Here is a 12,384-nt window from a genome sequence, read left to right on the forward strand (position 1 = left end):
GGCGGCCGGGTCCTAGCGTGGCGGGAATGGAGCCCGAAGCTGGCGTGACCACGCCCACCCCGTCGGCCATGCGCCGTGCGCTCGCCCGCGCGCGAGACGGGAAGACGCTCGACGTCGCCGAGGCGGCCGTGCTGCTGCACGCCCGCGGCGACGACCTCAAGACTTTGTCCGAACACGCCTCCCGCATCCGCGACGCGGGCCTCGAAGAAGCCGGTCGCGCGGGGATCATCACCTACAGCCGCAAGGTGTTCATCCCGCTGACCCGGCTGTGCCGGGACCGGTGCGGGTACTGCACCTTCGTCACCGTCCCGGGCAGGCTCGAATCGCCGTTCCTGTCGCCGGACGAGGTCCTCGACATCGCCCGCAAGGGCGCCGAGATGGGCTGCAAGGAAGCCCTGTTCACGCTCGGCGACCGGCCGGAGGACCGCTGGAAGGCCGCGCGCGACTGGCTGGACGCGCACGGCTACGACGACACGCTGTCCTACGTCCGCGCGATGGCGATCCGGGTGCTCGAGGAGACCGGTCTGCTGCCGCACCTCAACCCGGGTGTCCTGTCCTGGCAGGACTTCCAGCGGCTCAAGCCGGTCGCGCCCTCGATGGGCATGATGCTGGAGACCACCGCGCGCCGGCTGTGGAGCGAGAAGGGCGGGCCGCATTACGGTTCGCCGGACAAGGATCCCGAGGTCCGGCTGCGCGTGCTGGAGGACGCCGGCCGCAGCTCGGTGCCGTTCACCACCGGCGTGCTGATCGGTATTGGCGAGACGCACGAGGAACGCGCCGACGCGCTGTTCGCGATCCGCAAGACCGCGCGCGAGTACGGCGGCATCCAGGAAGTCATCGTGCAGAACTTCCGGGCCAAGCCGGACACGAAGATGCGCGCGACCCCGGACGCCGACCTCGAAGAACTGGCCGCGAACATCGCCGTGGCCCGGCTCGTGCTCGGGCCGCGGATGCGCATCCAGGCGCCGCCGAACCTCATCGGCGACCAGTACGACCTGATGATCCGCGCGGGCATCGACGACTGGGGCGGCGTTTCGCCGCTCACCCCCGACCACGTGAACCCGGAACGCGCGTGGCCGCAGATCGACCTGCTGGCCCGGCAGACCGAGAAGGCCGGGTTCGCGCTGCGCGAGCGGCTGACCATCTACCCGGAGTACGTGAAGCGCGGCCAGCCGTGGCTCGACCCGCGCGTCACGCGGCACGTCGCGGCGCTGGTCGACGCCGAGACCGGGCTGGCCCGCGACGGCGCGCTGCCGGTCGGGATCCCGTGGCAGGAACCGGACGGCGGCTGGGAGGAATCCGGCCGCACCGACCTGCACACCGAGATCGACACCACCGGACGCACCGAGGACCGGCGAGGCGACTTCGATTCGGTCTACGGCGACTGGAAAGAGATCGGCCGCAAGATCAAGACCGGGCCGCAGCGGTTCGACACCGACATCCGGGACGCGTTGCGCAGCGCGGAAAAGGACCCCGCCGGGCTGTCCGACGACGCCGCGCTCGCGCTGCTGCACGCGGACGGGCCGGAGCTGGACGCGCTCACGAAACTGGCCGACGACCTGCGGCGCGAGGTCGTCGGGGACGACATCACCTTCGTCGTCACGCGGAACATCAACTTCACCAACGTCTGCTACACCGGCTGCCGGTTCTGTGCCTTCGCGCAGCGGAAGACCGACGCGGACGCGTACACGCTGTCGCTGGAGCAGGTCGGCGACCGCGTCGACGAGGCGTGGGCCGCGGGCGCGACCGAGATCTGCATGCAGGGCGGGATCCACCCGGATCTGCCGGGCACCGCGTACTTCGACCTCGCGGCCGAGGTGAAGCGGCGGCAGCCGGACATCCACCTGCACTCGTTCAGCCCGATGGAGGTCGTGAACGGCGCGTCGCGGACCAACCTGTCCATTCGCGACTTCCTCATCCGGGCGAAGGAGTCCGGAGTGGATTCCTTGCCGGGCACCGCGGCGGAAATCCTCGACGACGACGTCCGGTGGGTGCTCACCAAGGGCAAACTGCCGACGGACGCGTGGATCGAGGTGGTCACCACCGCGCACGACATCGGGCTGCCGACCACGGCGACGATGATGTACGGCCACGTGGACAACCCGAGCCACTGGGTCGGGCACCTCAAGCTGCTGGCCAAGCTGCAGCGCGAGGGCGTGGAGCGCAACGGGCGGCGCGGGTTCAGCGAGTTCGTGCTGCTGCCGTTCATCCACCAGAGCTCGCCGATCTACCTGGCCGGGCTCGCCCGCGCGGGCACCACGCTGCGCGAAAACCGGGCGGTGCACGCGCTGTCCCGGCTGCTGCTGCACGGCACGTTCGACAACATCCAGAGTTCCTGGGTGAAGCTCGGCGAGGAAGGCAGCCGGGCGGTGCTGCAGGGCGGCGTCAACGACATCGGCGGCACGCTGATGGAGGAGACGATCAGCCGGATGGCGGGCGCGGCGAACGGGTCGTACAAGACGATCAGCGACATGCGCGCGATGGTCGAGCCGCTCGGGCGTCCGCTGCGGCAGCGGACCACGTCCTACGGCACGCCGAGCGACGAGCGGATCGCCGCGGCGCAGGCGTCGGACGGGGTCGCGACCGCGGTGCGGAAGCCGTTGCTGCCGCTGCTCACGCCGTGATCAGCCGGTGCGGTGCAGCCGCCACAGCGCGATAGCCAGCTGCAACCGCAAGCGGCCCGCGGGATCGCGCACTGGCCAGCCGAGCAGCGCTTCGGCGTGGGCCAGGCGCTCCTGCAGGGTCGAATGGTGCACTACCAGCGTGTTCGCGGCGGCGCGCAGACTCGGAGCGCCCGCTACGGCGACCAGCGTGGGCAATACCCACGGGGCCGCCGTGCGGGCGTTCTCCAGACTGGTGACGTCCGCGACCGGTTTGCTGCGGGGTCCGACCGCGTCGGCGAGCACGGCCAGGCCGCCGAGTTCCGCGTAGTCCACAACGGACGGTCCGGGGTCGTCTTCGGTCGCGGTGAACCGGAAAGCGGTTCGGGCTTGCGCGCCAGACAGCGGTAAGTCGACCAGGTTCACTACAGTGCCCAGCCCCACCCGCGCGCGTTCCGGTGGAGTCCATTGTGGAGGGACGACCAGCGGGACCGCGTCGGTCACCACGGCGCGCGCGGTCGTGCCGAGCCCCAGGCGATGCGCGGCGCGGAGGCGGGTTCGCTCGTCGGCTGAGGCGTCGAGCACCACCTCGACCGACGCCGGATCGACGACCCGGCCGCGCGTGCGGTCCAGCACCGCTCGCGCCGCCGCGGACGCGCGCTCCAGCACCATCGCGTCCACCGGACTCGCCGGACCAGGCCGTTCCAGCCACAGCGCGACCGGCCCGTCCGGACGCACCGGAGCCGACGGCCACTCCGGATCGGGCGGTTCGGCCGACGGCACGACGCGTCCGTCCGGTTCGACGCGGACGCGCACTCGCCGTTCGTCGTCGGCCAGCCGCGCGGGACAGCCGGACAGCACCGCTGCCCCGCGCACGATCGGCTCCAGCCCGGCGCGGCCCTCGACCAGCCGGTCGAAGTACGCGATGACCTTGACCGTCTCGGCGGCGCCGGGATCGAGCGCGCTCAGATGGGTGACCAGCTCCCTCATCGGTCCATCATCGCTCGCCGGTTCAGCCGAGCAGCCGCCGCAGCCACGGCGTCCGCGCGGCGCGGGCCTGCTGCGACAGCGCCGCCTGCGGGGCCGAACCGTCGAAGCCGTGGAAAGCGCCGGGCCAGACGTGCAGTTCCGCCTGCACTCCGGACAGCCACAGCCGGTTCGCGTAGGCGATGACCTCGTCGCGGAAGGTCTCGGTGCTGCCGATGTCGAGGAACGCGGGCGGGAGGCCGGACAGGTCTTCGGCGCGGGCGGGCGCGGCGTACGGCGAGACGTCCGGGCCGCCGCGAGCGTCGCCGAGCAGTGCGGTCCAGCCGACGTGGTTCGCCGTGCGGTCCCAGCTGCCCATCTCCGCCATCTGGATCGCCGACGGCGAGTCGTTGCGGTCGTCGAGCATCGGGTACACGAGCAGCTGGCCGAGCAATTCCGGGCCGCCCCGGTCGCGGGCGAGCAACGCCGTTCCCGCCGCGAGCCCGCCGCCCGCGCTCGCGCCGCCGATCACGACGCGGGAGGCGTCGAAGCCGTACTCGGCGGCGTGCTTGACCGTCCATTCCAGGCCGGCGTAGCAGTCCTCGACCGGGGCCGGATGCGGGTGTTCGGGCGCGACCCGGTAGTCGACGCAGACGAAGCCGAGGCCGAGTTCGGTCGCGTACTCCTTGAGGAAGTACAGGTCGCCGCCCTTGTGGCCGCCGATGATCATGCCGCCGCCGTGCAGCCAGTACAGCACCGGCACGTCGACCGCTCCGGCCGGCCGCGCGACGATCAGCGGGATCGGGCCGCGCGGGCCCTCGGCGTCCACTTCGGACACTTCGAGGGCGCCGTCGGCAGTGATCTCGTCCAGCGAGACCTGCCGCTTCGCCGCGGCCGCGCGCACCGCCGGGATCGACTCGAGCGTCTTGATCGGCGGACGCTCGGCGGCGAGCACCTCGAGCGCCGCGGCGAGTTCGGGGTCGAACGGGAGCGGCGGATAGGCGGTCATCGCGGGGGCCTCCTAGGGATCGGGGTGCTGGCCCCATCCTTGCCGCCCGCGGCCCGGACCGGGGCAGCCGGACGGCGGGAATCTCCCGCCACGCGGCGGGGTCAGCGGCTCAGGCTGATCGCGTTCTTCGCCCGTTCGACCGATTCCTCCGACGCGGGTCCGGCGGCGTTTTCCGTGGCCAGCGCCTGGTTCAGCTCGACGAAGGGGCGCATCCGGGTCTCGTAGTCCGCTACCGATTCCGCCAGGACGTACGCGCCGACCAGGGCGAGGCTCGTGCCCTGTCCGGACAGCACGGACGCGCAGTACCCGGCGTCGCCGACCAGGGCGACCCGGCCGGTCGTCCAGCGGTCGAGGCGGATCTGGAGCATCGCGTCGAAGAAGAAGGTCTCGGCGTCCGCCATGGCTTTGACCAGGTCCGGCACCGGGCCGCCGACCCCGCTCAGCCGTTCCGCGACGAGCTTCTTCTGCTCCGCGACGTCCCGGATCTCGCGGTACTCCGGCTCGCCGAAGCCGAGCGTCACGCGGATCTCCTCGTTGCCGGGCACCGGGTAGACCGCGCCGCCGACGCCCTCGCCCTGGAACCAGATCTGCCAGTCTTCGAGGCCGACCGTGTTGGGCGCCGGGAAGATCGCCAGGTACTGGCCGAGGTAGCGGCGGAACTGGTCCTCCGGGCCGAACGCCAGCCGCCGGACCGCCGAATGCGCGCCGTCCGCGCCCACGATCAGGTCGAACGTGCGCGGCTCGGCGTTGGCGAACTCGACCCGGCCGGACTCGGCGTCGAGCGCGGTGATCTCGTCGCCGAAGCGGAACTCGGCGTCGGCCGCGTGGTACAGCAGTTCGACCAAGTCGTCGCGGAGGATCTCGATGTCGGCGCTGTCCAGTCGGCCGCTGCTGTAGACGTGCTCCTCGGAACGGAACACTTCGTTGCCGGACGCGTCGAGCATCGACATCCCGCGCATCCGCGTCCGCGCGGCGCGGACCTGCTCCCCCAGGCCCATCCGTTCGACGACGTCCAGCGCGACCCCGCGGATGTCGATCGCCTGGCCTCCGCTGCGCAATCCGTCGGCGCGCTCGACGACCGTCACGTCGTAGCCGTTGCGGCGCAGCCAGTAGGCCGACGCGCATCCAGCGACTCCCGCGCCGCAAACCAGTGCTTCAGGCATGTCTTCACCCCTCGGTACAGTGCATGATTACCCTGATGAACCTGCCCTGACCTGGGTGCCGCCGCCAAAACTGACCTAGTACAGATGACCCGCTGACCTAGTACAGACAGGACGTCGATGCCGCCCGAACCGCCGTACCTCCGCATCGCCGCCGCGCTGCGGGAAGAGATCGCGCAGTTGCCGCCGGGCGCGAAGGTGCCTTCGACGCGTCAGCTGGCGTCGGCGCACGGTGTCGCGAACGCCACCGCTGCCAAGGCGCTCGACGTGCTGCGTCGTGAAGGCGTGCTTCGTGCCGAGCCGCGATCGGGTCATGTCGTCGCTGGTCAGCACACTGAGTCCGAGTCCAAGCGGCCGGTGTTGACCCGGGACCGGCTGGTGCGCGCGGCGATCGCGATCGCTGACGCGGAAGGCGTCGCGGCGCTGTCGATGCGCGGACTCGCCGCGCGGCTGAGCGTTCCGGCGATGGCTCCGTACCGGTATCTGTCCGGAAAGGACGAACTGGTTTTCCTGATGGCCGACCACGTCTACGGCGAAACCGGCTATCCCGCCCGGGAACCGGAGGGATGGCGAGCGCAGCTGGAACTGGTGGCGCGCACGCTGTGGTCCGTGCACCGGCGGCATCCGTGGCTGGCACATCTCGTGCCGCTTACCCGGCCTTGGCCGCTGCCGAATCTGGCCGCGCACAACGAACGCGCACTGGCCGCGTTGTCGGTGTTCAGGCTGAACGCGGCTGATCTTTGCGATCTGAATGTGTTGTTCTACAACCACATCCAGGGCACCGCGATCCATCTGGAACGGGAACGGCACGCGGTGGGCGCGAGCGGGATCACCGAGGACCAGTGGATGGAGACGCAGGCGCGGGGGTACGCCGCGTTGACCGGGTCCGGGCGGTTTCCGGTGATGGCGCGGATGGTGCGGGATCTTGCCGAGGGCTACGACTTGGATCTGGACCATCTGTTCGAGATCGGGCTGCAGGCGCTGCTGGACGGGCTGGCGGTCCGGTATCCGGTGGGCGGCACGGTTTCCGGGAGGCTGGCGTGAACCGCATCCGGCTGGTCCCGACGGTCCGCGAGCGCCGGAAGTATCAGCGTGAGCGCCGGTATCTCGACTTCGAGGTCGACGGCGCCAGCCTCCGCAGCATGGTCGACACCGAACTGGACCTGATCTCGGTGCTCGCCACCGACGGCCCGCGCGATCCGCGACGTTTGGCCCGCGTGCTCGGCGAGGCTCCGGGCGACGCGCCGGACGGGCGGGTGCTGCTGTATGTCTGCCCCGAATGCGAGGACATCGAGTGCGGTGCCATCGCGGCGAGAGTTTCGCGCCGCGGCGATCTCGTCACCTGGCGAGACTTCGGCGTACCGGAAGAAGACGAGGCGGACAACGAATTCGCCGAGCACACGGTCACTTTCTCCGCGCGGCAGTTCCTCCGCGAACTGGCGGGTCGCTGAGCTCGTCAAGCGTTGGCATGAACGCCGATGCCGCCGGAGACCGTCAGGTTGTCGCCGGTGATGTAGCTCGCGGCGTCCGAAGCGAGGAAGGCCACGGCTTCGGCGATGTCGGCGGGGGCACCGATGCGGCCGAGCGGTACGTCCGACGCCCAGGAGCCGAGCATTTCCCGCGAGACTCCCAGCTTGCCGTAGACCGGGGTGTCGATCATTCCCGGGCTGACCGCGTTGACCCGGATGCGGCGGGGAGCGAGTTCGAGCGCGACGGACCGCATGAGGGGCAGCAGAGCGCCCTTGGCCGCGGTCATCGCGGCCCCGACTCCTTCGCCGGCACCCACGGTGAACACGACCGAGGCCCCCTCGTTGAGGAGCGGCAACGCCTTCTGGAGGGTGAAGAAATTGCCCTTGACGTTGATGTCGAAGAGGGCGTCGAAGTCGTCCTCGCCGGTTGATTCGAGCGAGCCGGGGCGGGAGACGCCGGCGTTGAGGAAGAGCAGGTCAAGGGAGCCGAGTTGCTGGCGCGCCTGGTCCATCGCGTGGTCGAGATCAGGCAGGGACCGGGCGTCGGCCCGGACGGCCGTGATGCCTTCGGGAATTTCGGTGGCGTTGCTGAGGCCGGTGACCATCACGCGGTAGCCGCGGGAGTGGAGGAGTTCGGCGGTCGCCTTGCCGATTCCGCTCGTTCCACCGGTGATCAAGGCCGTGGTTGCACGCATGCTGCGCTCCTTTGCAGATGTTCCAAGAGCAGCGTACGGCGATTTGGCAGCGACTGCCAACTCCTATGCGACTGCCAGGCTGACAGTGATGCGCTATTCTGTCGCCATGAAGCAGGAAGCGGCCGCGACGCTGTGGGACCGGACCCGGCAGCTGGCTTCCCAGGAGATCCTCGAGACGGCGCTGCGGCTTTTCACCGAGCAGGGCTACGACGAGACGACCATCGCCCAGATCGCTCGCGAGGCCGGCGTCTCCCAGCGCACCCTCTTCCGCTACTTCGGCGCCAAGGAGGACCTGCTCGGCGGCGGGCAAGACCGGTTCGGGCAGGTCCTGACGGAGACGATCAGCGCACAGCCCGCCGACGCCGACGTCTGGGAGGTCCTGCGCGCCGGGATCGCTGCCGTACTGGCCTTGCACGACAGCCGAGACCAGGCGTTGAAGCGGTTCCGGCTCCTACACAACACGGCCTCGCTGCGCGCCGGCTGGCTCGAAAAACGACTGCGATTCCAGGAGAATCTGCTACCGCTCGTCGAGGCCCGGATGGACGCTTCCGGCAATCAGGGGGCGAAGGCCCGCGCGGTGCTCGCGACGGCATTCGCGTGCCTGGACGCCGCGTCGATGACGTGGGTCGTCAACGACGGCCAGGACGAAATCATGGACCTGTACGACGAGTGTCTGGCCGCGGTGCGCGGCTGACCCGCTAGGCGGTCAGCTTCAGAATGTCGATCCCGCGCTTGTTGTCCGCCACGTACGCGTACCCGTCGTGCCAGTACGGCGCCCACGAAGCCGCGTCCGCTGGGCGGAAGTACGCGATCTGGGTCGGGTTCGACGGGTCGCTCACGTCCAGGAATCGCGTGCCCTGCGCGTAAAACGACTGCACCAGCACGTGCCCGCGCACGTCGAAGTAGTGTGCCGAGCAGTCGTCGGACACCGGGTCGCTGCCTTCCTGCCCGGCGACGCCCCAGGTGCCGATGCTGCGCATCCGGAACGGCTTCTCCGGCGTGGACCGCCAGCCTTCGCCCTGGTACGAACCTTCCAGCGACGAGATGGTCAGCACGCCGTCGCCCGCGCAGCCGGGGAGGAAGCTCTCCTCGGTGGCGTACACGAGGTCGTGGCCGCGCCAGGCGCCGTCGTCGCGGGAGCCGACCGGGTGGAAGCTGTTGTGCAGGAACTTCGACGGCGCAGCGGTTTCCGAGACTCCGCCGCCCGCGTACGGCACCGGCTTGAGCGCGGTCGCCAAGCGGTAGCGGTTCTCCACCGGGTCGCGATGGAAGCCGGACGTCCAGTACCCGCGCACGCCGCCCGCGCCGGACACCCACGCGACGCCCATCTTGTCCACCTGAACGTCGTGCACGTAGTCGGTTTTGCCGTCGTTGCGGGCGAGTTCGATCGGATCCGGGTGCACCTTCGGGGCGCGCGGGTTGCGCACGTCGGTGACCCAGATCGGCCGGCCGCCCCAGTCCGCGGGCTGGTTGTCGGCCTTCGCCGGACCGCCGGTCCAGAGGTAGCGGCAGTCGTCGACGCAGCTGGTGGTGTGGCCCGCCGGAACCTTGACGTAGCTGAGGATCTCCGGTTTCTCCGGATGCGCGACGTCGACCACGTAGATCCCGGACTCGCCGGTGTGCGTGTTGCCCTTGAACGCGCGCGGATCCCGGGACAGGAACACGAGCTTGCGCTTGGCGTCGACCTCGGTGTCCTCGGTTTCCCACAGCCCGGGCAGGCTCAGCTCGCCGATCGCGCGCGGCTTCGCCGGATTCTCGGTGAGGTCGTAGACCTTCAGGCCGAACTGGCCGGACACGACCATCACGTCGCGTTTGCCGTAGCTGAGGAAGTTCGCCGAAATGGCTCCTTGCGCGTCTGGCACGTTGCCGACCGGCTCCACGCCCTTGACCGCGCCCGGGTCGCCCAGGCTGTGCTTCGCCTCGGTGACCGGCTTGTCGTCCTCGCACGCCGCGGCGGGCAATCCGGTGGCAACGAGAGTCGCCGCCGCCGTCGCCATCGCCAATCCGGAACGAATCCACCCACGGCGCACGCGAAACCTCCAGGAGACCCCAGTGTGACGGAAGTACTCTATGACCGTCCCTAACCGGACACAACCGCCTTTCGTTGCTTTCCACCTGGTAGTAAGACACCATGCGATCGCGTCCGCTGGTCCCGCTCACGCTCGCCGCCGCCGTCCTCGCGGCCGGTCTCTCCGCTTGCTCGTCGTCGGCCGAACCCGCTCGGCCCGGCGTGTTGTCGGTCGGCCTCGGCGAACCCGGCACGCTGCTGCCCGCCGACGTCACCGATCCGTCCGGGCGGCTCGTCACCGGCGCGCTCTGGACGCCGCTCGCCGATTACGATCCGGCCAGCGGAAAAGTCACCCCGCGCGCGGCGGAATCGATCAGCAGCGCCGACCAGGTGACCTGGACGGTCCAGCTGCGGCCCGGGAAGTTCCACGACGGCACGCCGGTCACCGCGCAGTCCTATGTGGACACCTGGAAGGCGATCGCTGGGCACCGCTGGGCCAGCACGCCGGTGCTCACGAAGTCGTTGCGGGCCAAAGAGATCACCGCAGTCGACGCGAAGCAGCTGCGGATCGTGCTCGACCGGCCGTCGAACCAGGTCCCGGCCTGGCTGTCCGCGCCCGGGCTCGTGCCATTGCCCGCGTCAGTGTTGAAATCACGCGACTGGAACGGGTTCGCCCGCCATCCGATCGGCAACGGCCCGCTGCGGCTGGAGGGCGACTGGCAGTCCGGGTCGGGCGGCAAGCTCGTCCGGGTCGCGCCGGATCCGGGGCGGGCCAAGGAAATCGAGTTGCGCGTCGGCAATCCGGCGGAGCAGTACGACGACGTCAAAGAAGGCAAGCTCGACGTAGCCACGTCCGTCCCGGGCGAGCGGCACGAGGCGATGCACACCGATTTCGCCGGCCGGCACGCGATGTGGGCGCTTCCCCGCGCGGGCTACCTGGTGTTTTCCGCCGAGGCAACGCGATTCGCCGATCCGGCGGTACGGCACGCCTTCGCGCTCGGCACCGACCGCGCCGCGCTGGAGTCCGGACCGCTCGCGCATCAGGCGGACGCGGCGAAGGGATTGCTGCCGCCGGCGGTCGCGCCCGGCGAGCGGTCCGCGGGCTGCCGTCCGTGCACTTTCGACGCTCCGGCGGCGAAATCCCTGCTGGACCAAGCAGGATTCACCGGAGAAGCCTCGGTGTACTACGACAGTTTCGACGGCACCTGGCCGCAGGCGCTGGCGGACGGCTTGTCGAAGACCCTCGGCATCCCGGTCACCGCACAGCGCAAAGCCACCGGCGGCAAGCCGACCGGACCGTCCGCGCTGGAGGTCAAAGCCGTCTCGCCGAGCCCGGCCGACCTCCTCCACACGCTCGCGGACGCCGCCGGCTACACCGACGCCGGGTTCGCCGCCGACCTCACCTCCGCCGAGACCACCGCGTCCCCGGAAGAAGCCGCGCAGCTGTTCCGGGTCGCGGAAAACGAAGCCCTGCGCGATCTTCCGGCGATTCCGCTGTGGACCGGACACGGGCACGCCGTCTGGTCCGCCCGGGTCCACGACGCGGTGACGACGCCGTTCGCCGGAATCGACCTGACGCGACTGCGCGACTAAACGCGTGCGTGCTGCGTCAGCACCTCGCCGAAGGCCGCCGTCAACGGGTCCGGTTCGCTACGGCCGTAAGCGACCAACTCGCGGCGGATTGCCTTGGCCGGGCGCAAAACCCGGCCGCTGAACTCCGCGGGCAGCACGTTCGCCGGGACCAGCGCGGGCCCCAACCCGGCCGCAGCGAGCAGCGGTGCGGCGGCGGTCTGTTCCGTGCGAACCGCAGGCCTCGGCCGGAATCCGGCTTCCGCGCAAGCGCCATCGAGAAGTTCCGCCAAGCCGTGGCCAGGCGCGTAGTGCACCCACGCACAGTCGGCAAGCTCGGCCAGGTCGACCGTACCGTCCGAAGTGGACTCCGTAGCGCCGTCGGCCGGGAGCACGACGACGAACTCTTCGGTACCCAGCGTCCGCACCGGGCCAGTCCACCCGGCCGGACGCGGGCCGATGGCGAGATCCGCTTCCCCAGCGAGCATCGCGTCCCGCAGTTCGTCGGCGTGGCGGTACTCGAAAAGCCGCACGTCGACGTCCGGCCGTTCGCGCCGCCACACCCGAAGCGCAGGTGGCAGGACCCCGAGACTCACCGAGTAAACCGTGGCGACCAGCAGCTCTCCGGCGACCTGACCGGACGCTTGCCGGGCCGCGCACCGGGCCCGTTCGGCGTCGGCGAGCGCGGCGCGGGCGTGCGGCAGCATCGCGCGGCCCATCGGCGTGAGCCGGACCGAACGCGGCAGCCGTTCCAGCAACGGCCCGCCGACGCTGTGCTCCAGCGCCCGCATCTGGTGCGACAGCGCGGGCTGCGTCACATGCAGTTGCTCGGCCGCCCGGGTGAACGAACCGGTGTCGACCACCGTGACCAGGTACTCGAGCTGCCGCAGGCTTGTCATAAACCCAGT

The 12,384-nt window shown here is 70.4% G+C and carries 11 protein-coding genes; 5 read left to right on the forward strand and 6 right to left on the reverse strand.

Annotation, left to right across the window (positions count from 1 at the left end; all coding sequences use genetic code 11):
• The first annotated feature begins 26 nt into the window (after positions 1-26).
• Positions 27-2,624 (forward strand): bifunctional FO biosynthesis protein CofGH, encoded by a 2,598-nt coding sequence (locus tag CU254_RS27950; RefSeq protein WP_009081435.1) that lies wholly within the window; start codon positions 27-29, stop codon positions 2,622-2,624.
• Here the strand turns inward: CU254_RS27950 and CU254_RS27955 are convergent, their stop codons facing one another.
• The 3 genes from CU254_RS27955 to CU254_RS27965 form a co-directional block, all read right to left on the reverse strand.
• A complete protein-coding gene (locus tag CU254_RS27955; protein WP_037715063.1) occupies positions 2,625-3,590 on the reverse strand; it encodes a helix-turn-helix domain-containing protein in 966 nt (321 codons plus the stop codon).
• 22 nt (positions 3,591-3,612) lie between these two features.
• Entirely contained in the window at positions 3,613-4,575 is a 963-nt protein-coding gene (locus tag CU254_RS27960) for an alpha/beta hydrolase fold domain-containing protein (protein WP_009081438.1), read from the reverse strand.
• 101 nt (positions 4,576-4,676) lie between these two features.
• Positions 4,677-5,738 (reverse strand): FAD-dependent oxidoreductase, encoded by a 1,062-nt coding sequence (locus tag CU254_RS27965; protein WP_009081440.1) that lies wholly within the window; start codon positions 5,736-5,738, stop codon positions 4,677-4,679.
• A gap of 117 nt (positions 5,739-5,855) precedes the next feature.
• Between CU254_RS27965 and CU254_RS27970 the strand changes: the two genes are divergently transcribed.
• Together CU254_RS27970 and CU254_RS27975 are read left to right on the forward strand one after the other, a co-directional pair.
• Positions 5,856-6,779, forward strand: coding sequence for a TetR/AcrR family transcriptional regulator C-terminal domain-containing protein (locus tag CU254_RS27970; RefSeq protein ID WP_009081444.1), 924 nt, complete (start codon positions 5,856-5,858; stop codon positions 6,777-6,779).
• Entirely contained in the window at positions 6,776-7,186 is a 411-nt protein-coding gene (locus CU254_RS27975) for a hypothetical protein (protein ID WP_009081446.1), read from the forward strand. Before CU254_RS27970 ends, CU254_RS27975 begins: the two co-directional genes overlap by 4 nt.
• 5 nt (positions 7,187-7,191) lie before the next feature.
• Here CU254_RS27975 and CU254_RS27980 read toward each other — a convergent pair whose 3' ends face one another.
• Positions 7,192-7,899, reverse strand: a complete 708-nt coding sequence (locus CU254_RS27980) for an SDR family NAD(P)-dependent oxidoreductase (RefSeq protein ID WP_009081449.1) — start codon at positions 7,897-7,899, stop codon at positions 7,192-7,194.
• Between the two features lie 106 nt (positions 7,900-8,005).
• Here CU254_RS27980 and CU254_RS27985 point away from each other — a divergent pair, with 106 nt between their 5' ends.
• Positions 8,006-8,593, forward strand: coding sequence for a TetR/AcrR family transcriptional regulator (locus CU254_RS27985; RefSeq protein ID WP_037718081.1), 588 nt, complete (start codon positions 8,006-8,008; stop codon positions 8,591-8,593).
• Positions 8,594-8,597: 4 nt separating this feature from the next.
• Here CU254_RS27985 and CU254_RS27990 read toward each other — a convergent pair whose 3' ends face one another.
• Entirely contained in the window at positions 8,598-9,896 is a 1,299-nt protein-coding gene (locus CU254_RS27990) for an LVIVD repeat-containing protein (protein ID WP_037715066.1), read from the reverse strand.
• Positions 9,897-10,030: 134 nt separating this feature from the next.
• Between CU254_RS27990 and CU254_RS27995 the strand changes: the two genes are divergently transcribed.
• Positions 10,031-11,500 carry an ABC transporter substrate-binding protein gene (locus CU254_RS27995; RefSeq protein ID WP_009081453.1) on the forward strand — a complete coding sequence of 490 codons (1,470 nt, stop codon included), beginning with the start codon at positions 10,031-10,033 and terminating at the stop codon, positions 11,498-11,500.
• Here the strand turns inward: CU254_RS27995 and CU254_RS28000 are convergent.
• Positions 11,497-12,375, reverse strand: a complete 879-nt coding sequence (locus CU254_RS28000; RefSeq protein ID WP_009081455.1) for a LysR family transcriptional regulator — start codon at positions 12,373-12,375, stop codon at positions 11,497-11,499. The two genes, CU254_RS27995 and CU254_RS28000, sit on opposite strands and share 4 nt — an antisense overlap.
• Between the last annotated feature and the right edge of the window lie 9 nt (positions 12,376-12,384).

The organism is Amycolatopsis sp. AA4, assembly GCF_002796545.1.
GTDB lineage: Bacteria > Actinomycetota > Actinomycetes > Mycobacteriales > Pseudonocardiaceae > Amycolatopsis.